The sequence below is a fragment of the Bosea sp. ANAM02 genome (assembly GCF_011764485.1).
Taxonomy (GTDB): domain Bacteria; phylum Pseudomonadota; class Alphaproteobacteria; order Rhizobiales; family Beijerinckiaceae; genus Allobosea.
On sequence record NZ_AP022848.1, the window covers coordinates 4054447 to 4074880 of the forward strand.

Below are 20434 nucleotides of genomic sequence, written 5' to 3' on the forward strand. Positions count from 1 at the left end.
AAAAAGGGCCCGCCAGGGCCCTTTTTCCATATCGGGTCGCTGATACCGGAACGGCTTACTCGGCCGAGCCGTCCGTCTCCGAGCCCAGCGCGTCCATGACCTCGCGCGGCGAGCGGCGACGGCGGGCGCGCTTGGGAGCAGCTTCCGCAGCCTCCTCGACAGGCGCGGCCGCAGCAACCGGCTCGGCTGCCGGAGTCTCGACCGGCTCCGGCGCGGCGACGCGCACGGGGTTGGTCAGGAAGGATGGCAAAGCGGCGGCGACGTCGTCACCCGCATCGGCTTGCGCCTCGCGTTCGCGGCGCGGGCGGCGCTCACGCTGGGGACGCTCGGGGCGCGGCTCGAAGCGGCGCTGTTCACCCTGAGCATGCTCGGGAGCGGCCTCGGCCGCGCCACCTTCGCTGACCGGGATGTCGGAGCGCGGCGCGTCGGGGCGCGGCGCATAGCCGCCGGGAGCGCCCTGGCCGCCTTCCGCATTGCGGTCGAAGCGACGCTCGCCGCGATCCTGGCGATCGAAGCGACGCTCGTTGTTGCCGTTGCGGTCGTTGTTGAAACGCTCGCGACGGCCCTGCCGATCGAAGCGCTGGCCGCCCTGCTGCTGGCCTTCGCCGCCCTCGCCCTCGGCGCGCTGGCCGACGCCATGGCCATTATAGCCATTGGGGTTGCCATAGCCGTTGGGGCGCATCTCCGGCTGCGGGCCGGTGCCGGGCTGGAACGACTGGTTCTCCTCGTCGCCCTCTTCCTCACCCTCGTCCGCGTCTTCGACGAAGGCGCGGTTCGGCGGGAAGGAATGGCCGAACTGCTGAGCCATCTGCTCCTGAGCCGCGAGCAGGATGCGATAATAATGCTCGGCGTACTGGAAGTAGCTCTCGGCAGCAACGGTGTCGCCCGAAGACTGGGCATCACGCGCCAGCTGCAGATATTTCTCGGCGACATGCTGCGCCGTACCGCGAACCTTTACGTCCGGCCCGTTGGATTCGTAGCTACGCTGCAACGGGTTGGGAGATTTGCGGTTGCCGTTATTGTTGCCGCCGTTGTTGTTGCGGCCGCGCATACGCCGGTTCTGACCTGGTCTCATTCGCGTCTGTCTCGCGCTTCTATGCTCAAAGCAACCGTGGTGCCGTCATGCGCGTCGCGAAGCACAGCGGGTTGCGACGCTGTGTCGGGCTAAGGTGACCTGAAGGGGCGATACGCCGTTTCTGGTCTTCACGCGCTCTTTTCCAAAAAGGGGATCAACCCCACGAGCCGATCGGCGCCACGCGCCTTCGGGGCTCCATCCGGCTGGTCAGTTGCACCGTCTCGGGAACACGCCCGCAAACGATGCCGAACTCGAGCAAATCCTCAACGATCGGGAACTGCCCAGAGGCCCGGCTCTGACGCCACCAGCTTCGGCTGGATGCTGCATAGCTGCTTTTGGCTGCTTCTCCAAGCGAAATCGACCAAAAGCCTGTGCATTCTCAAGCGAGCGTGAAGATCAACGCCCGCTCATGTCCTCCAAGATCGTTGCGGCTGCCGCGGAATTCAAGTCCGCCCGCCCGCATCAGCGCGACCACATCCGGCCCCTGTCCCGCCCCGATTTCCAGGACGATGACGCCGCCCGGCGCCAGAAGAGGCGGCAGGGCGGAAGCGAAGAGCCGATAGGGCTTCAGCCCGTCAACACCGCCGTCGAGCGCCAGCAGCGGATCATGTTCACGCACCTCGACGGAGAGCGTCTCGATCTCGGCCGAGGGGATATAGGGCGGGTTCGAAACGATGAGGTCGAAGCGGCCGGTCAGGCCTTCGGTCCAGCTCCCCTGCCGGAACGTCGCCCGGCCATCGACGCCGTTGAGTGCCGCGTTGCCGGCAGCGGTCCGACAGGCTTCGTCGGACAGGTCGACGCCAAGGCCGCGCGCTTGCGGCAGTTCACTCAGCAGCGCGATCAGCAGGCAGCCCGTTCCGGTGCCGAGATCGAGCAGGGCAAGCGCTTCATCCCGGCGGCCGGCGAACTGGGCAAGCGCGGTCTCGACGATCGTCTCGCTGTCGGGACGCGGTTCCAGCGTCGCAGGTGACAGGCGGAAGCACAGACCCCAGAACTCGCGCTCGCCGAGAATGCGCCAGACGGGTTCGCCCGCCATGCGCCGGGCCGCGAAACCGTCCAGCCGTATCAGGGCATCATTCGACAGGATCAAGTCGGGATCGGCATTCTCGATACTCAAACTGCCTTCAACCAGCAACCTTGCATCGAGACCGGGGCTGTCCGAACCGGCACGCAGGAGACCCTGCGCAAGCAGGCGCCGCACCTCCCTGACGGTCGGCACGACGCCCTCCCCTCGTGCGTTTCCAGCGAAGCCCAAGGCGGGCTTCGCGATCTCCGAAGCGGCTGCTAGTTGCCGTTCATCTTCAGGTCCATGCAAGTCCTCATCTTCTTGTTGATCGAGGCCTTGCTTTCGCGGGTTCCGGCCAGCTCCATCCGGCAAGCCTTGCGCGCCTGCGACTGCGTCATCGCGCCCTGCAGCGCGGCCGGCTGGCCCGCGGTGATCTTCTTGAAAGTGCGCTCCTGCGCCTGCGAAGCGCCGCTCATCGCCAGCGCCATCAGGCCGGTCACCGCTATCGTCGAGAACATCTTGATCATGAGAGGGTCCCCCATTCGCTGGTGTCGATGCATCGTCAACGCGGGACGGGGATTTTGGTTTCATCGCAACGGCCTCACGCCATGCCTTCGGCCGCCAGCAGCCTGGCCTGCTGCTCGGCGGTGAGCGCATCGATGATCTCGTCCAGCACGAGTCCCTGCATCATCTCGTCGAGCTTGTAGAGCGTCAGGTTGATGCGGTGGTCGGTCACGCGCCCCTGCGGGAAGTTATAGGTGCGGATGCGCTCCGAGCGATCGCCCGAGCCGACCTGCGAGCGCCGGTCCGCCGAGCGCTCGGCATCGACCCGCAGGCGTTCCATGTCGAAGAGCTTGGCGCGCAGCAGTTCGTAGGCGCGCGCCTTGTTCTTGTGCTGGGAGCGCTCGTCCTGGACCAGCACGACGGTGTTGGTCGGAATATGGGTGAGGCGCACGGCGGATTCGGTCTTGTTGACGTGCTGGCCGCCGGCGCCACCGGAGCGCAGCGTGTCGATGCGGATATCGGCATCGTTGAGGACGACATCGACATCGGTCGCGAGCGGCAGGGTCGCCACCGTCGCGGCGGAGGTATGGATGCGCCCGCTCGCCTCGGTATCCGGCACGCGCTGGACGCGATGGACGCCGGATTCGAACTTGAGCCTTGCATAGACGCCGCGGCCGTTGATCTCGGCGATCACCTCCTTGAAGCCGCCGACCGTGCCCTCGCTCTCCGAGAGGATATCGACGCTCCAGCCCTTCTGGGCGGCGTGGCGCTGATACATGCGCAGGAGGTCGCCGGCGAAGAGGGAGGCTTCGTCGCCGCCCGTCCCGGCCCGGATCTCGAGGATGACGCCGCGCTCGTCGGCGGCGTCCTTGGGCAGGAGGGCGACGAGGATTTCGCGAGCACGCGCCTCGATCTCGGCACGGGCCGCATCCCGCTCCTCATAGGCGAGGTCGCGGAACTCGGCATCCGTGGCGGGATCGGCGATCAGCGCCTCGGCCTCTTCCAGCGAGGCCTGCGCCTGCTGCCAGGAGGCGATCGCCGCGACCACGGGATCGAGCTCGGCCAGTTCCTTCGCGAGCTCGACGGTGCGCGCCGCCTCGGTCGCGTGGTTGATCTCGTCGGTCGCGGCGGCATGGCGTGCCACGATGACGTCGAGACGATCCTGTGGAAGCTGGAGAGACATCAAGCGAACTCGTGAAACGAAAGGGAAAAGCGGCAGCGGACGCAGTTATAGCGTCGCTAGACCGGGACCTTGAACTCGGTCGCGAAGGCCGCGAGCTGCGGGCGCAGATTGGTGGCGCCTTCCGGCGAGGCCAGCATCCAGTCCATGCGCTCGCGCAATTTGCCGGCATCGAGCGCGCGCAGCATCGCCTTGACCGGCCCGATCGAGGCCGCCGACATCGAGAAGCCGCGATAGCCCAAGCCGATCAGGGCCATGGTCTCCAGGGGCTTGCCGCCCATTTCGCCGCAGACGGTGACCGGGCAGCCGGTCTCGGCGGCCGCCTCGACGATACGCCGAAGCGCCCTGAGCGGACCGACGCCGAGCGGATCGAAGCGATCGGCGACGCGCTTGTTCTCGCGGTCGGCGGCGAAGAGGAACTGCATCAGATCGTTCGTGCCGATCGAGAGAAAATCGGCCTCGCGCGCGATCTCCGGCAATTCGAAGAGCAACGAGGGCACCTCGACCATGACGCCGACGCGCAGGTCACGCGGTGGCTGCACGCCCTGCTTCTCCAGCATGGCCTGCTCGCGGCGGATGATCATGCGGGCGCGGCGGAACTCCTCGGTGGTCGCGACCATCGGCAGCATGATCTTGAGGTCGCGGCCGGCGCCGGCGCGCAGCATCGCGCGCACCTGCGCCCGCAGCAGCCGCGGCTTGTCGAGGCCGATGCGGATCGCGCGCCAGCCGAGCGCCGGGTTCTCCTCCTCGACACGCTCCATGTAGGGCAGCACCTTGTCGCCGCCGATATCGAGGGTGCGGAACGTGACGGGGCGTTCGGCCGCCGCCTCCAGCACCGCGGCATAGAGGGCCTGCTGTTCGCCGGTAGTCGGCATATGCTGAGCCACCATGAACTGCAGTTCGGTGCGGAACAGGCCGATGCCGGCAGCGGCCGTGGCCTCGATATTCGGCATGTCGACGATCAGGCCCGCGTTGATCTGCAAGGTGATGTCGACGCCGTCCCGGGTGACGGCCGGCAGTTCCTTGAGCTTCTGATACTGCTTCTGCTTGCGGGCGCGCAGCCGCGCCTTGTCCTTGTAGGCGTTCTCGACATCGGGCTGCGGGCGGATCTGCACCTCTCCGGCCTGGCCGTCGACGATGATGGCGTCGCCCGCCTCGACCAGCGCGGTCGCATTGACGACCTCGCCCACGGCGGGGATGCCGAGCGCACGGGCGACGATGGCGATATGGCTGGTCGGCCCGCCCTCCTCCAGCACGAGCCCGCGCAGATGGGCGCGATCATAGTCGAGCAGCGCCGCCGGCCCCATCGAGCGGGCGACGAGGATGGCATTCTCGGGCAGGTTCTCGCGGGCGACGCCGTTCGCCTTGCCGACCAACGTGCGCAGCAGGCGGTTGGCGAGATCGTCGAGATCGTGCAGCCGTTCGCGCAGATAGGGGTCGGTCTGGCGCAGCATCTTGGCGCGCGTGTCGGACTGGACGCGCTCGACCGCCGCCTCGGCGGTGAGGCCGGTCATCACGACCTCGCGCATGCGGCGCAGCCAGCCCTGGTCATGGGCGAACATGCGGAAGGTCTCGAGCACGTCGCGATGCTCGCCGGTATGGGCGACGTCGCCACGCTCGACCAGTTCGTCGATCGAGGCGCGCATCTCTCCGATCGCCGCTTCGAGACGGCCGACCTCGGCCGCCGGGTTCTCGGCAATGAGATTGGTGATCGCCACGCGTGGCTCGTGCAGCACGGCATGGCCGAGGCCGACGCCATCGGCCAGCGCCACGCCGACGCCGTGAATGGCACGGTCGAGGCCGATCGAGGCGCCGGGCGCGGCCAGCGACTTGAGGCCGCCGGCCGCGATCATCTCCGCCATCAGCATGGCGGTGGTCTGGAGGGTCTCGACCTCGTCTTCGGAATAGAGCCGCGAGGCCCGGTTCTGGATGACGAGCACGCCCATGACGGCGCCGCCGCGCAGGATCGGCACACCGAGGAAGGAGCGATAGACCTCTTCACCCGTCTCCGGACGATAGGAGAAGGAGGGATGCGCCTGCGCATCCGACAGGGCCAGCGGCTCGGCCTCGCTCGCGATCAGGCCGACGAGGCCCTCGCCGGCCCGCATGGTGGTGAGATGGACCGCCTCGCGGTTGAGGCCTTCGGTGGCGTAGAGTTCGAGCGAGCCGTCCTCGCGCAGGACGTAGACGGAGCAGACCTCGGCGACGAGATTGCCGGCGATGAGGACGACAAGGCGATCCAGCCGCTCCTGCGGGCTGATCGATGCCGCCATGACCTCACGGAGACGGCGCAACAGAACGCCCGGTCCTCCGAGAGCGCCTCGCATCGATCTCAGCCCTCCGCCCGCCTCCTCAGCCATCGATGATACGATGCCTGTCCAGACCTGAGTCGCCCGCTCCGGTCATGCTGCCTTCTAGCGATGAAAGACCTTATTCGGCAAGGGCCGCGAACGGCGCGCACAGCATCACCCCAAGATTTCGGTGGTTTCCGCGAGCCAAGAGCCAAGTCTCAGGGGCGCACCAGGGCGAGATGAGAAGCCCTCGCGGCGCTCCGCTTCGCGCGCGATCCTGCCGACATCTTGCGTACACCCGTTTCAGCCACCGGCGACGGCTCGGCCGACGCCTCGCTCCGGCTCGTCCGCCGCGCACCGGAACGGGGCTCCTTGCGGGCTTCGTCCACAAGTGCAACCTCGGCAGTTGCTGCGTCTCCGGCCAGTTCCCCGAGGTATTGGCGCGTCCACCAATTGATATCGGTCGCGGCGATGACGGCGTAGAGCCGCTCGAAGCGGCGGATACGCTCCGATTTCGGCATGGCGAGCGCGGTGCGGATCGCCTCCGCCACCTCATGGGAATCGAAGGGATTGACGATCAGCGCCTCGCCCATCTGCTGGGCGGCCCCTGCGAAACGCGAGAGCACGAGCACGCCCGGGTCGGCCGGATCCTGTGCCGCGACATATTCCTTGGCGACGAGGTTCATGCCGTCGCGCATCGGCGTGACCAGACCAACCTGGGCGCGGCGATAGAAGCCCGCCAGCGCCTTGCGCGAATAGGCCTTCTTGACCACGCGGATCGGCGTCCAGTCGAACTCGCCGAGCTGGGCATTGAGACGCCCGGCGACCTCGTCGGACTGACGGTCGAGTTCGGCATATTCGGGCACGTCGCTGCGCGAAGGCGGGGCAATCTGCAGCAGGCTGACTCGCCCGCGATCCTCCGGATGGTTGCGCAGGAACTCGCCGAAGGCCTCGAGCCTGGGCACGATGCCCTTGGAATAGTCGAGCCGGTCGACGCCGATGACGAGCTTGCGTTCGCCAAGCGATTCCCGGGTGGCGCGCAGTGGGGTCGCGGCCTGGCGCACCGAGGCTGCGGCAAGCTTGCGGAAGCCCTCAACGTCGATGCCGATCGGAAAGGCCTGCACCGCCGTCTCACGCCCGGCCAGCCGCACGCGCTTGCCGTTCGAACGCGCCCCGCAGAGCGAAACCAGCCCGTCGATCAGGTTACGGGCATCGGGCTCGGTCTGCATGCCGACGAGGTCGTAAGCGGCCATGGTACGGATCAGCGTGGCGCTGAAGGGCAAGGCGCCGACGACATCGGCGCCCGGCCAGGGAATGTGATGGAAGTAGCCGATCCGGTTGGTGACGCCGCGCCGGCGCAATTCCGCCGCCAGCGGAATCAGGTGGTAATCGTGGATCCAGATGAGATCGTCGGGCTTGATCAGTCCGGCCAGCGCGCGGGCGAAGCGGCGGTTGACGCCGAGATAGCCCATATAGTCGCTGCGCCGAAACTCGGTCAGGCCGAGCCGATAATGCATCAGCGGCCAGAGAGCCCGGTTGGAGAAGCCGAGATAATAGCTCTGGCGCTCGGCCTCGCTGAGATCGGTAACGGCATAGGTGACGTTGCCGTGCTCGACCTGCCTGACCTGCTTGGAGGTGGCATCGGTCACGGCGCCACTCCAGCCGAACCAGAGGCCGCCCCGCTGCTCCAGAGCCTCGCGCAAGGCGACTGCCAGCCCCCCCGCCATCACCTTCTCATGGCGATCGGGAATCGTGACCCGGTTGGAAACGATGACAAGACGCATGGACGAGCATTCTCCGGCAGAGGCCGCCCGCATTTCGCCATAGGCGGCAGGAACAGAACGCTTCCGAAAGCGTAATGTTTCCGAGGTGCGGACGCGGTCACATGGCAGCGCTGTGGCAGCCGTGCGGTGAAATCGCGGTCGTCATGGTAGGCTTTCGACAGTTCGAGGCAACCCCTGCGGTCCGATTTTCGACACGGCCCTCGTCAGTCGATAAGACAATAAAGGATATTCCCGGCCGCGTAGCCGCTCTTCTGCCGCCTTCTCTGCCCAGATACGAGACGATGACGACCTTGATTGAACTCGATACCGCCCCAGGCTCCCGCAAGATCGCTTCCGCGGATCGCGAAATCGCTCTGTTCCTCGATTTCGACGGCACGCTTGTGGAGATCGCCCCCTCGCCGGAGGATGTTCATCTGGACCGGCGGGTGGCACCGGCGCTGACGGTCCTGCGCGCGCAGCTCGGCGGCGCGCTCGCGCTGGTCTCCGGTCGTCCGATCGGCTTTCTCGACGACATTCTGGCACCGCATCGCTTCGACATCGCCGGGCTGCACGGCGCCCAGATTCGCGTCGATGGGGAGATCCGCTCACAGGCCGAGGCCCATGAAGGCATGCGCGCGGCTTTGCGCGACCTCGTCCGCTTCGCCAACAGCCATGTCGGCATCATCGTCGAGGACAAGCGCATGTCCGTCGCGCTGCACTGGCGCCTCGCGCCCACGCTGGAAGACGAAGCCCAGGCCCTGATGCGCGGCATCGCGGCGCGCATGGGGCCGGGCATGCGCCTGCAGGAGGGCAAGTCCGTCGCCGAGTTCGTGCCGGCGGGCGCCAGCAAGGGAAGCGCCATCGCCTGGCTGATGGCGACGCCCGCTTATGCCGGCCGCCAGCCGGTCTTCATCGGCGACGACATCACCGACGAGGACGGGTTCAAGGTCGTCAACGCCATGGGAGGCGTGTCCGTACGCATCGGCGCGGACCGGGAAAGCCACGCCACCTGCCGGCTTCCCTCGCCGACCGCATTGAGGCACATCCTTCTCGAAGCCGCAGAAAGCGGCCATCTTTCCGCTGCCAGCTTCAAGCAGGACTGACCGACCATGACCGTTACGACCTCGGCCGCGGGGCATCACTCCGCCTCGCTCGACCTCGGCGTGATCGGCAATTGCTCGATCGCCGCCCTCATCGACCGCCGCGCCCGCATCGTCTGGGGCTGCTTCCCGCGCTTCGACCGCGATCCCGTCTTCTGCTCGCTGATCGACAACCAGGCGGAGGACGGCGACGCAGAACTCGGCAAGGGCTTCTTCGCCATCGAGCTCGTCGGCATGACGCGCTGCGAGCAGGGCTATCTCGACAATACCGCGATCCTCTCGTCCGTGCTCTCGGACGACCAGGGCAATGCGATCGAGATCCTCGATTTCGCGCCGCGCTTTCTGCGCTACGAGCGCTTCTTCCGGCCGCCTCAGCTCGTGCGTCGGGTCCGGCGCGTCTCCGGGCGGCCACGTATCCGCGTACTGGTCAGGCCCAGCCTCGGCATCGGCGAGGAACCCGACGAGGTCACGCGCGGCTCCAACCATGTCCGCTATGTCGGCGCCGACCAGACGATTCGCCTGACGACCAACGCACCGCTCTCCTATGTCGTGGAAGGCACGCCCTTCGCGGTCGACCAGGCCTATTCCTTCTTCATCGGTTCGGACGAGGCGCTGCGCGCCGAGATCGAGACGACATCACGCGAGTTCCTCGACAAGACCACCGACTACTGGCACGACTGGGTGCGCTCACTCTCGATCCCCTTCGAGTACCAGAAGGAGGTGATCCGGGCCGCGATCACGCTGAAGCTCTGCGCCTTCGAGGAGACTGGAGCGATCGTCGCGGCACTGACGACCTCGATCCCCGAGGCGCCAGGCACGCAGCGCAACTGGGACTATCGCTATTGCTGGCTGCGCGACGCGTATTTCGTCGTGCATGCGTTGAACCGGCTCGGCACGACGCGGACGATGGAGGATTATCTCGGCTTCATCACCAATATCGTCGACACCTTCTCGGAGAGCGGCGCCGAGCATCTGCCGCCGCTCTATCCGATCACGCGCGGCGGCACACTGGTCGAATTCGAGGCCAGCAACCTCTCCGGCTATCGCGGGCACCGACCGGTGCGCTTCGGCAATGGCGCGGCGGTGCAGATCCAGAACGACGGCTACGGCGCGGTCGTGCTGGCGGCGACGCATTCTTTCTTCGACCGGCGCCTGATCCAGCCGGGCAAGGAGACGCTGTTCGGGCAGCTCGAGCGCATGGGCGAGATCGCCATCGCGGTGTTCGACAAGCCCGATGCGGGGCCGTGGGAGCTGCGCGAGAAGGAGGCGGTGCATTCCTTCTCCAGCGTGATGTGCTGGGCGGCCTGCGACCGGCTCGCCCGCATCGCCGGGACGCTCGGACGCGCCGATCGCAAGGAGTTCTGGAAGGGCGAAGCCCGGCGCTTGAAGGAAGCCATCGCCGAGCATATCTGGAACGAGAGCAAGGGCCATTTCGTCTCGACCTTCGGCGGCGAGGATCTCGACGCGACCCTGCTGCTGCTGGCCGAGCTCGGTTTCGTCAAACCGGATGATGCCCGTTTCGTCGCCACCGTCGAGGCGATCGGCCGCGACCTCAAGCGCGGCGACCTCCTGCTGCGCTACGCCACGCAGGACGATTTCGGCTACATGCATACCGGCTTCCTGATCTGCGCCTTCTGGTATGTCGATGCGCTGAACGCGATCGGCCGCCGGGACGAAGCCAAGGAGCTGTTCGAACGTGTCCTGCAGCGACGCAACAGCTTCGGCCTGCTCTCCGAAGACGCAGACCTCAAGACCGGCGAACTCTGGGGCAATTTCCCGCAGACCTATTCGCATGTCGGCCTGATCAACTGCGCGATGCGGTTGAGCCGGGACTGGGAGGAGGCGTTCTAAGCCGATCCGTTTCGGTCGTCTCCTCCCGCTTGCGACCCCTCATCGCGGCGCGCCGAAGCGGAAGGCGATTGGGATCACCCCGTAGACCATCGCCAGCACCATGGGCGGCACGGCCAGGGCCGTGACGCCGAAAATGGGCCAGCCCGCCGTGAACGGCGCCAGCGCGGCCAGCACGAGATTGATCGCGACATAAGCCCCTACGATCGCGACCATCAGGAAACGCAGGCGCGATGCCAGGCGGGACAAAACCGAAAGAGTCATCGGGCATCTACATATAACGAAACGTTCCGTTTCTATTTATTGATTTAAACGGACCGTTTCGTTATGTCAAGAAGCAGAGCGTGACTGACAGGGTTCGAGGATATGGAGACGAAGCCGAAGCGCCGCGCCTCGATCGGCGCCCGCCGCAGCCCGGAAACCGAGGCTGCGGTGAAGGCGGCAGCGCGCGAATTGCTGGCCGAAAAGGGCTATGCCGGTTTCTCGATCGAGGAGGTCGCCCGCCGCGCCGGCGCCGGCAAGCCGACGATCTATCGCTGGTGGCCGAACAAGGCCGAGCTGTTCATCGCGATCTATGGCGTCGAGAAGGATGCGGCTATTCCCGTTCCGGACGAAGGTTCGCTGCGCGCCGATCTGCTGCGTTACACGCGCGATCTCTGGCGCTTCTGGCGCGAGGACGCTGCAGGGCGCGTTTTCCGGGGACTGATCGCCGAGGCTCAGACCAGCGAGACCGCACTCGCCGCATTGCGCTTCAAGTTCATGCCGGAGCGCCTCGCCTCACCGCGCCGGATGTTCGTACGCGCGGCCGAGCGCGGCGAATTTTCGCCAGACGAGATCGACGACCGGCTTGAACTCTGGGTCGGTTTCAACTGGCTGCATGTGCTGACCGACCGGCTGAGCGAGGACGAGCCCTCGCTCAGCCGCAAGATCGAGCTGCTCTGCCGCTGAGATCGATCACTCCACCCTGGCAGCAGCCCGCATCACCGCAAGTGCCAGCGTCTGCGCCGCCGGGACGATGCTCTCGACCTCGAGGAACTCGTCCGGGGTATGGGCCATGCCGCCGATCGGGCCGACGCTGCAGAGCGTCGGAGTACCCTGCGCAGCGGTGAAGCCTGAATCGGCACAGCCGCCGGTGAATTCCGCGGTGACGCCAATGCCGAAAGCCGTGGCTGCCTCGCGATAGTTGTCGTAAAGCGCGGCCGATTCCGGCGAGCGCTCCAGCGGCAGGAACTCGCCCTTGATCGACAGTACGGCGCTGGTGCCGGCGACCTCGGGCGTCTCGACGATCGCCTTGATCTTGCCGACCATCTCGTCGCGCTGGGCGGCTGTGACATAGCGCAGGTCGATCTCGCACCAGGCGCTGGGCGCGACGGTATTGACGGTCTGACCGCCCCCAATCAGGCCGACATTGACGGTGATGCCCTTCTCCAGATCGGTGAGGCCCTGGAGCTTCGGAATCTTGTGACCGAGATCGACGATGGCCGAGGCGCCCTTCTCGTAATTGGCGCCGGAATGCGCCGGCTTGCCGGTAAACTCGGCGCGCATGAAGACGCCGCCCTTGCGGCCGCTGGTGACCGACTGCTTCTGGTCCTTCGCGAAATCGGTGCCGGCCGGCAGGCGGCTGGGCTCGGCATTGAAGACGCAGCGCGACTCGCGCGCGGCAGCCTCGATCACCGGGCGCGAAGACGGCGAGCCGATCTCCTCGTCGCTGGTCGTCAGCATCAGGAGCGGCGCGGCGAGACCGCCGCATTCGGCAAAGGCCGCGGCGACGAAGGCCGAGATCATCACGCCGGCCTTCATGTCGGCGACGCCCGGCCCATAGGCGCGCGAGCCCTTGATGGTGAAGGGCCGGCGTGTCGGCTCGCCCTGCGGGAAGACCGTGTCGCGATGGCCGAGCAGCATGACGGGGCGCTGGTCGTTGGCCGTGGGATTGGGCAGGCGCGCCCGAACCGCGTCGCCGAAGCGGCTGTCCGGCACGACCTCGACCTCGAGCCCGTTCGCCCGGTGGAAGCGCGCGACGACATCGCCGGCACGATCCACGCCCGCCTTGTCGTAGGAACCCGAGTCGGTATCGACCAGCTCGCGCAGCAGAGCGACCATGCCTTCCTTGCGGCTCGCCAGCCACTCGGTGACCTTCTTCTCCTCGGGGGTCAGGGCGCTCATCGCTTCACTCGCATTCGTTCCGGATGGGACAATGCCGGTGAGCTTAGCGCCATCGTCGTGAGCGGCAATGGCGGGAGGCGACGGCCATGCCATTCATGCCGCGCATGGCCTTTGCCGATCGCTTATTTCGGAGCGGCCATCCGCCGGATCAGCGCGTCGCGGGCCGTGCGCGCCGCATCGCGAATGGCTTCGTCGGATGGAGCACGCACCGACTGCTCCAGCGCCTTCGCGTAGTAGCCGAGCGCGAGCTGGTCGGAGGCGATCCCGGCATAGAGATCGCCCAGCCGCTTGTTGGCCTGGAGGGAGGCCTCGGACCGTGCGGCCGCAGCTTCGAAAGCGCCGATCGCTCCCGGCAGGTCGCCTAGCCTGGCCTTGAGCTCGGCCCGCGTGATCAGGAGGCGCGGATCGCCTGCCCTCATCCCCAGCGCCGTCTCGACATCCGCCAGCGCGGCCGTCGCATCGCCCTGCCCGAGCCGGGCCTCGCTCCGCAGCAGCAGGGCGTCGGCATCATTCGGCGTCACTGCGAGCCGCGCCGTTGCGTCCTCCGCCGCCTCTGCGAAGCGGCCGAGACCGAGCCTCGCCCTGGCTCGCAGCAACAGGAGATCGGCCTCGGGCGAAGACCCGGCCAGTGCTGCCGTAGCGAATCGCTCGGCTGCGGCAGCATCGCCCGTCGCGAGATTGATCCGGGCGGCCAGCGCCTGCCAGCGCGGCTCGTCCGGCTCGATCCGGAGCGCCATCGCGATATCGGTCAGGGCGGCCGGATTGTCGGAGCGCAGGTTCAGCGCGGCCCGCTCGGCATAGGCGCGGGCCCGGTCCGGCGCCCGCTTGATGACCTCGGCGAAATCGGCGCGTGCTGCGTTGACCCGGTTCAACTGCACGCGGGCGATGCCGCGCCAGAGGAAGAGATCGGCGACATGGCCCGGCGTCAGGCCCGAGGTGCGCGCGCGGAAAGGGATGGGCACGATATCGTCGATGACCTTGCTCAGATCCGATTCCGCCTCGAGGGCATCGCCGAGCCGGGCGGCGGCGAGCCCGCGCACCGCCTGCGCCGCGCCGTTGAAGCGGTTCTCTGCGAGAGCAGCCGCGGCCAGTTCCCGCGCGGCAGCCATGTCGCCCCGGGCCAGCGCGACGCGCGCCCGCAAAGCCTGCTCGGCATGGGCGCCCGGCGACCGATTGCCGCGCCAGTTGTCGAGCACGGACACGGCCTCGTCGAGCGCGCCGGTCTCGATCAGCGCGACGACAAGATCGTCTTCGCCCTGCAGTCCCGCGGGTACGTCCGTCGGCAGGCGCGCCTTCTCGCGCAGGTCCTCCAGCGCCTGAACGGGCTTGCCGGCCATCAGGAAGGCGCTTGCGCGATCCCCGCGATAGGCCCGAGCCTTTGGATCGCGATCGATGAGCTCGGTCAGATCGGCAGCCGCCGCTTCATAGTTTCCCCTGTCCTGGGAAATGGCCGCACGCGCCAGCATGGCCTGCGCCCAGATATCCTTGTCCGAACCCGAGCGTCGGACGGCGCTGTCGGCATCGGCCCAGGCCCGGTCGAAAGGCGTCAGATCCTTGCCGAAGCGATAATCCTGCATATGCGCGTAGGCGCGGGCCAGGGTGGCCGGGAGATAGTCGGGCGCCGCCGCCACGGCCAAGTCGAAATCGCCCATCCGGCTGTCGAAAGGCTGCGCCCTGCCGCGCTGGATCAACCTCTCCGCCTTCTCCTGCGGCGTCGCAGCCGTTTCGACAAGCCGGTCGCAGCTCTGCATGCGCAGGGGATCGTCGCGCGTCGCGCAGCGCTTCTTCAGCTCGGCATCGTCGAGGTCGGCGACGACGATCGGCTTCGGCTTGTCGAATTCGGCGACACGTGCGGCATGACGCTCTCGCGAGGCGATGTCATAGGCCATCTTCGCATCGGTGCGCGCCGCGGAACGGGCGAGGACGGCGCGAGCGCCGGACTGATCGCCAGAGGCGAGCAGGATGTCCGCCTTGAGCTCATGGGCGTCGAACAGGCCGGGATCGAGCTCGATCGCCTTATCGGCATCGGCTGTCGCAGCCGCGATGTCCTTCATCGCAAGCTTGACCGCGCCGCGCGTCGCATAGGCACGGCCGGAGCGCGGCTGTGCCTCGGCGACCACCTCGGCATCGGCGAGCGCCTCCGGGAATTCGCGGCGGGCCAGCCGCGCCCGGGCGCGGATCTCGATCAGGTCGACCTGCTTCGGGAAGGCCGCAAGCCCCGCGGTCGCCTCCTTCGCGGCGGCTTCAAAGCTGCCGAGATAATACAGGCTGCGCGCCCGCGTGATGAAGGTCTCGGAATTGCGGAAGCCGCCCTCTCGCGCCTTATCGACATGCGCGACCGCGTCGGTATAGCGGCCGGTGGCATAGGCGAGCAGACCGAGGAGGTAATCGCTGCGCGGATGCTGCTTCTGCCAGAACAGACCTTTGCGCAGGTCCTCGCCCGCGCCGGCGAAATCATATTGCAGCAGCCTGAGGTAACCGCGATTGGCGTGGTTGTCGGGATCGAAGGGGTCGTTCTCGATCGCCGCCGTGAAATCCGCCATGGCGCCGTCACGGTTGCCGAGCGTGAAGCGGACGCGGCCACGGTCCCGGTAAAGCGCCGCGAATTTGGGAGCGAGGGCCAGCGCCTCCGAATAATCCTTCTCGGCTTCCGCCGGGCGGCCGAGCGCGAGCCGGGTATGGCCGCGCGCGACATGGGCCATCGCCTTGAGCTTGCGATCGGGGCGCCCCTTCAGGATGGCGTCGCAGGCGGCAAGCCCCTTCTCGGTGCGATCATCCTTGCAGAGCGCGACCGTTCCGGCCTTCTGGGCCATTGCCGCCCGCGGGCCAAGCATGGAGAACAGCGGCAACAGGAGGAGAAGCAACGCCATCCGCGAGAGCAAGCAAGCCATGCCGACCTCCCTGACCACGCCCCCGGAGCCCCCGGAGTGACGTTGCGAGAGCCTAGCATGGCCAGGGGGCAGCGTCATGCCGTCCCCCGAATGCATGACCTTGCGCCGGGATCAGGCGATGCCGGCGGACCAGGCGAGGACATAGGCCAGGGTGCCGATCGCCATCGGCACGAGCGGATTGATTTTCGAGCGATAGGTCACGAACGCGGTCGCCGCCGTGACGGCGTAACCGACAAGGCCGGCATCGGCGGCAAGCGTCGCAACCACGCCGCTCGCCAGCATCAGGCCGAGCGCGATCGGCACCAGCGCCAGCGTCATGATCCTGACCACGCGGTGGCCGCCAAAGCGCTGCAGGCCGCGGCTGGAGGCCAGCGCCAGCAGGCAGGAGGGCAGCAGGAGCGCGGCCGTCGCGACCAGCAGGCCGGCGGTGCCGGCAACATGCCAGCCAATGACGCTGCCGAGCATAATATTGGGGCCCGGCGCCGTCTGCGCGATGGCGAAGAGGCGGGCGAAGGTCGGCGCATCCATCCAGCCGAGGAGATCGACGACCTGGCGGTGGATTTCCGGCACGACCGCGTTCGCGCCGCCGATCGCCATCAGCGAGATCGTGCCGAAGGTGACGACCAGTTGGAGGAAGACGCCGCGTTCCATCAGACCCGCCGCGCTCCCAACGTCGCCGCGGCGAGGCCGAGTGGCACGAGGACCAGCAGGGTCGGCAGCATCGGCAACCGCAGCAGGCCGACGGCGACGAAAGCCACGGCGGCTATGATCCAGGCCCAGCGCGCGAGGCCGGCCCTGGTCAGAAGCCGCAGGGCGGTGCCGAGGATGAGCCCGGCAGCGCTGGCGGCGGCGCCGGTCAGCGCGACCTGCGCGAGCGGATGGCCGGACACCGCGTCATAGGCATTGGCGAGTGCGACCAGGCACAGCAGCGGCATGGCCATCAGGGCGAAGACGCAGGTCAGCGCCCCGATCCCGCCGCGAAAGCGATCGCCCAGCATGACCGCCGCGTTGACCGTGTTGGCGCCGGGCAGCGCCTGGCAGATGCCGATCAATTCGGCATAGCCGCGGTCGTCGAGCCATTTGCGCTCGGCGACGATGATGTGGCGCGCCACCGGCCCGACGCCGCCGAAACCCATCAGGCCGATCTTGAGGAAGCCGGCGAACAGGTCCGGCAGGCTCGGGCGGGGCGTTTCCGATGCGGTCTCCAAGCTCGACATTCGGATCGGCTAGCGCCGCGATTCCATCGCCATGCGCAGCGCGAAGCCCGCGAGCACCGTGCCCATCAGCCAGCGCTGCACCAGCGACCAGAGCGGCCGCGTCTTCAGGAACAGCGCGATGCTGCCGGCCGCCGCCGCGATCAGGGCATTGACGCTGCCGCTGATCGCGATCTGGACGAAGCCGAGCACGACCGATTGGGCGAGCACGTTGCCGGCGGCGGGGTCGATGAATTGCGGCAGGAGCGCGAGATAGAACATCGCGATCTTCGGATTGAGCAGGCTGGTCAGGAAGCCCATGGCGAAGAGCTTGCGCGGCCCGTCATGGGGCAGGTCACGGACATGGAAGGGCGAGCGCCCGCCCGGCCGCACCGCCTGCCAGGCAAGCCAGAGCAGATAGGCCGCGCCGCCGAGCCTGAGCGCGTCATAGGCATAGGGCACCGCGAAGAGCAGCGCCGTGATGCCGAAGGCGGCGCAGAACATGTAGACGAAGAAGCCGAGGATGACGCCGCCGAGCGAAATCAGCCCGGCGCCCCTGCCCTGCGCGATCGAACGCGAGATCAGGTAGATCATGTTGGGACCGGGCGTCAGCACCATGCCGAGCGCGATCAGCGAGAAGGTGATGAGGGTCGTCGTCTCGGGCATCGAAGAGCGCTCCGGCGGAACTCAGCGCTTGGACCATGGATCGCGGGAACCGGCAATCGGCCGCACCATGGGAGCGGCCATGCAGGCGCCGCCGTTCGGAAAGCCCCGGTCCGCCGTAACGGAACCCTCCCGCCCGCCAGCGGTTGTCGCCTGGAAGAGCCATGGGGGGAAACATGACGCTGTTCAGCCGGCTGCTCTACACCATCATCTCGTTCGCGCTGCTCGGCGCTTCGATCGTGCTGATCGGGGTCGCCGTCTGGCGCACGTCGAACGGTTTCTGGACCGGCGATGGCGCGCTCTACACCATGCTCGACGCGATCGGGCTCGTGATCATCGCGGTTGCCGTCGCCGATGTCGGCAAGTTCCTGTTCGAGGAAGAGGTCGAAGCCGACCGCGAGATGCGCCGCCCTGCAGAGGCCAGGGGGTCGCTCACCAAGTTCATGTCGATCATGATCGTGGCGCTCTCTCTGGAATCGCTGGTCCTGATCGCGAAGACCTCGCGCGAGACGATGGGGGATCTGATCTATCCCGGCCTCCTGATGCTGCTCGCGGTACTGGCGCTGGTCGGGCTCGGCCTGTTCCAGAAACTCAGCCAGAACACGACCGCGGCGGTGCCGCCCGATCGGGACGAGGATGAGGGCGAGCAGCCAGAGCGGCGCGTGCGGATGTCCGATTCGACAGAGAAAGCCAACTGAAACCCAAGCAGAGAACCAAGCTGAAGAAGGGCGCGGGAACCCCTCTGCTGTAAGGAGAGGAGTAGGGGTGAAGTGTCGGCCGTTGGACCAGCGTGGCGAGCACCCAACGGCGCAGCGGTCGGGGCACAATTCAGACGTCCAGGGGCCTAACCCTCACCCTACCCTCTTCCTCCGGGAGAGGGTTCCCCGCGCTAGCCGAGCTTGCCCGGAGACGGTTCAAGCCTGCCCCCGCTTCCCGACCGGCCAGGCGGCCCTCACCGCGGCTCGTCGACCAGAAAGAGATCCGTATCGTCCGGCTTGGCACCGGCTGCGGTGAGCATGGCGTGGATCTGGCCGCGGTGATGGGTCTGGTGGTTGAAGAAATGCGCAAGCACGAAGCCGCGCGGCCTGCCCATCTCGCGGCCGGCCGCGCCCGAGTACCAGATGAGTGTGCCGCGCAGCCAATCGGCCGTGACCTTGTCCGCCCAGTCCAGAATGAACGCGTCGCGCTGGCGCCGACGGGCGCAGAACTGCTCCCAGCCCTCGAAATAGGCAGCCGAATCGCGGCCGCCGACAGAGGGTTTCTCGCCGCCGGCGAGACGGCTGAGCCAGGTCTCGTCGCCCCATAGGACGTGGTTGAAGGTACCGTGGATCGACTTGAAGGCGCCGCGATCGAGCCTGCGGGCCTCGTCGGTCAAACCGTCCGCAGCCGCCATCAGGCTGCGGTTCTGCCAGGCATTGTAGCGGGCCATGGTCTGGACGAAAGCGGGATCGACCATGGCGGCCTCCTCGTCAGATGACGTTGGCCTCCTTGAGCGGCCGGTTCGCAACGATGCGCTCATGGCCGAGATCGGCAAGGTCGAGTGAGCGATAGCGGCCATGCGCGATATGCTCGGCAAGGCCGCGCCCCACTGCAGGCGATTGCTGCAAGCCATGGCCGGAGAAGCCGTTGGCGAGATAGAGGTTCGGCAGGCCGACCGCCGGGCCGATGATGGCGTTATGGTCGAGCCCGCACATGTCGTAGGGGCCGGCCCAGGCACGGCCGGGCCTGATCTGTTCGAAGGCCGGGATGCGGGTGGCGAGCGCAGGCCAGACCACCTCCTCGAAGAAGCCCCAATCGACGTCCTCGGCAGCGGGATCGGTCTCGATCCACTCGACATCCTGCTCCGGCGTCAGGGGCGAACAACTCCCGATGAAGAGCTGGCCCTCCGCCGTGCGCTTACCCTCCTGCCGGCACCAGGCGCCGGTCGTGTCGATCAGGAGCGGGCAGCCATCGACATCGCCCTTGCAGGTGAAGGAAAAGACATAGCGCTTCATCGACCTCACCGGGATCGAAATGCCCGCCGTCGCGGCCAGCTTCGCGCCATGGGTCCCGCTGGCATTGACCACCGCGCCGCAGGCGATGCGGCTGCCGTCAGTGAGCCCGACTGCGGTGACGCGTCCGCCTTCGGTGACGTAGCCGGAAACCTCGCCCTGTCGGTACTCGACGCCGAGGCTGCGCGCCTTCTTGCGAAAAGCCTGGAGCAACGCCCAGCCGTCGAACCAGCCCTCGCCGCTGACGCCGAAGGTGCCGCAGGCGAGATCATCCGTACTGAGCCAGGGGAAGCGCTGCTTCAGCTTCGCGGGGTCGTAGAGGGCGATATCGGCGCCCTCGGCGGCCTGGAGTTTCTGGTTGGCTTCGAGTATGGGCGCGCCCGCGTCGCTGGCGAGGTAGAGATAGCCGCCCTCGTGCAGATCGATCGCGGGAAACTCGCCGTCGACCGCAAGATGCTGGCCGATATTGCGCAGGAAATCGATACCGAAGAGCGAGATGCGGATGTTCACCGCGCTGGAGAACTGCTGGCGGATCGAGGCGGCCGAGAGCGCGGAGGCCGAGAAGCGATAGGTCGGGTCCTTCTCGATCACCACGACCTTGCCGGTGAAACCGGGATCGGCGGCGAGATGATAGGCGACGGAGGAGCCGATCGCGGCGCCCCCGCAGATCACGACATCGGCGCTTTCGGAGACGGGCGGCATGGCAGGCCTCGCACAGCCGGCTTGGTCAGGAAAGCCGGGTTGGTGAATTCCGCGCATGAATGAA

General features: G+C 67.3%; 18 protein-coding genes. 4 read left to right on the forward strand and 14 right to left on the reverse strand.

The genetic code is table 11. The annotated features are described in order from the left end of the window. Positions 1-55 precede the first annotated feature (55 nt). From OCUBac02_RS19375 to OCUBac02_RS19395, 6 genes are all read right to left on the reverse strand, one after another. Entirely contained in the window at positions 56-1051 is a 996-nt protein-coding gene (locus OCUBac02_RS19375; protein ID WP_173047936.1) for a DUF4167 domain-containing protein, read from the reverse strand. A gap of 403 nt (positions 1052-1454) precedes the next feature. Continuing rightward, positions 1455-2294, reverse strand: a complete 840-nt coding sequence (gene prmC / locus OCUBac02_RS19380; protein WP_244638995.1) for a peptide chain release factor N(5)-glutamine methyltransferase — start codon at positions 2292-2294, stop codon at positions 1455-1457. Positions 2295-2359: 65 nt separating this feature from the next. After that, positions 2360-2608 (reverse strand): hypothetical protein, encoded by a 249-nt coding sequence (locus OCUBac02_RS27385; RefSeq protein ID WP_244638996.1) that lies wholly within the window; start codon positions 2606-2608, stop codon positions 2360-2362. 74 nt (positions 2609-2682) lie between these two features. Beyond that, on the reverse strand, positions 2683-3768 hold the full coding sequence (gene prfA, locus OCUBac02_RS19385) for a peptide chain release factor 1 (RefSeq protein ID WP_047579190.1): 1086 nt from the start codon (positions 3766-3768) through the stop codon (positions 2683-2685). Positions 3769-3824: 56 nt separating this feature from the next. Then, a complete protein-coding gene (gene ptsP, locus OCUBac02_RS19390) occupies positions 3825-6092 on the reverse strand; it encodes a phosphoenolpyruvate--protein phosphotransferase (RefSeq protein WP_173047937.1) in 2268 nt (755 codons plus the stop codon). Positions 6093-6274: 182 nt separating this feature from the next. Continuing rightward, the gene (locus OCUBac02_RS19395) at positions 6275-7840 is read right to left on the reverse strand and encodes an alpha,alpha-trehalose-phosphate synthase (UDP-forming) (RefSeq protein ID WP_173047939.1); all 1566 of its coding nucleotides are present in this window, start codon (positions 7838-7840) and stop codon (positions 6275-6277) included. A 281-nt stretch (positions 7841-8121) separates the two neighbouring features. Here OCUBac02_RS19395 and otsB point away from each other — a divergent pair, with 281 nt between their 5' ends. Both otsB and OCUBac02_RS19405 read left to right on the forward strand, forming a co-directional pair. Then, positions 8122-8922, forward strand: a complete 801-nt coding sequence (gene otsB, locus OCUBac02_RS19400; protein ID WP_173047941.1) for a trehalose-phosphatase — start codon at positions 8122-8124, stop codon at positions 8920-8922. A gap of 6 nt (positions 8923-8928) precedes the next feature. Continuing rightward, the gene (locus tag OCUBac02_RS19405) at positions 8929-10770 is read left to right on the forward strand and encodes a glycoside hydrolase family 15 protein (RefSeq protein ID WP_173047943.1); all 1842 of its coding nucleotides are present in this window, start codon (positions 8929-8931) and stop codon (positions 10768-10770) included. A 39-nt stretch (positions 10771-10809) separates the two neighbouring features. Here OCUBac02_RS19405 and OCUBac02_RS19410 read toward each other — a convergent pair whose 3' ends face one another. Next, entirely contained in the window at positions 10810-11031 is a 222-nt protein-coding gene (locus OCUBac02_RS19410; protein ID WP_173047945.1) for a putative antibiotic biosynthesis monooxygenase, read from the reverse strand. Between the two features lie 102 nt (positions 11032-11133). Between OCUBac02_RS19410 and OCUBac02_RS19415 the strand changes: the two genes are divergently transcribed. Beyond that, a complete protein-coding gene (locus tag OCUBac02_RS19415; RefSeq protein ID WP_173047947.1) occupies positions 11134-11715 on the forward strand; it encodes a TetR/AcrR family transcriptional regulator in 582 nt (193 codons plus the stop codon). 6 nt (positions 11716-11721) lie between these two features. On the opposite strand, the gene OCUBac02_RS19420 is transcribed toward OCUBac02_RS19415, so the two are convergent. The 5 genes from OCUBac02_RS19420 to OCUBac02_RS19440 all read right to left on the reverse strand — a co-directional run bounded on the left by OCUBac02_RS19420 (position 11722) and on the right by OCUBac02_RS19440 (position 17680). Then, positions 11722-12930, reverse strand: coding sequence for a M20 family metallopeptidase (locus OCUBac02_RS19420; RefSeq protein ID WP_173047949.1), 1209 nt, complete (start codon positions 12928-12930; stop codon positions 11722-11724). Positions 12931-13052: 122 nt separating this feature from the next. Then, positions 13053-15821 (reverse strand): tetratricopeptide repeat protein, encoded by a 2769-nt coding sequence (locus tag OCUBac02_RS19425; RefSeq protein WP_173047951.1) that lies wholly within the window; start codon positions 15819-15821, stop codon positions 13053-13055. A gap of 111 nt (positions 15822-15932) precedes the next feature. Next, positions 15933-16472: a chromate transporter gene (locus OCUBac02_RS19430; protein WP_047581865.1), complete on the reverse strand. Its 540-nt coding sequence runs from the start codon at positions 16470-16472 to the stop codon at positions 15933-15935. Further along, the gene (locus OCUBac02_RS19435) at positions 16472-17029 is read right to left on the reverse strand and encodes a chromate transporter (protein ID WP_465247734.1); all 558 of its coding nucleotides are present in this window, start codon (positions 17027-17029) and stop codon (positions 16472-16474) included. Before OCUBac02_RS19435 ends, OCUBac02_RS19430 begins: the two co-directional genes overlap by 1 nt. An 18-nt stretch (positions 17030-17047) precedes the next feature. Next, positions 17048-17680, reverse strand: a complete 633-nt coding sequence (locus OCUBac02_RS19440; RefSeq protein WP_047581861.1) for a LysE family translocator — start codon at positions 17678-17680, stop codon at positions 17048-17050. Between the two features lie 173 nt (positions 17681-17853). On the opposite strand from OCUBac02_RS19440, the gene OCUBac02_RS19445 reads away from it, so the two are divergent. Next, entirely contained in the window at positions 17854-18375 is a 522-nt protein-coding gene (locus OCUBac02_RS19445) for a hypothetical protein (protein WP_047581859.1), read from the forward strand. A gap of 254 nt (positions 18376-18629) precedes the next feature. On the opposite strand, the gene OCUBac02_RS19450 is transcribed toward OCUBac02_RS19445, so the two are convergent. Then, complete coding sequence (locus OCUBac02_RS19450) at positions 18630-19133, reverse strand: DinB family protein (protein WP_173047962.1); 504 nt, start codon at positions 19131-19133, stop codon at positions 18630-18632. A 13-nt stretch (positions 19134-19146) separates the two neighbouring features. Further along, a complete protein-coding gene (locus tag OCUBac02_RS19455; protein WP_173047964.1) occupies positions 19147-20370 on the reverse strand; it encodes an NAD(P)/FAD-dependent oxidoreductase in 1224 nt (407 codons plus the stop codon). Between the last annotated feature and the right edge of the window lie 64 nt (positions 20371-20434).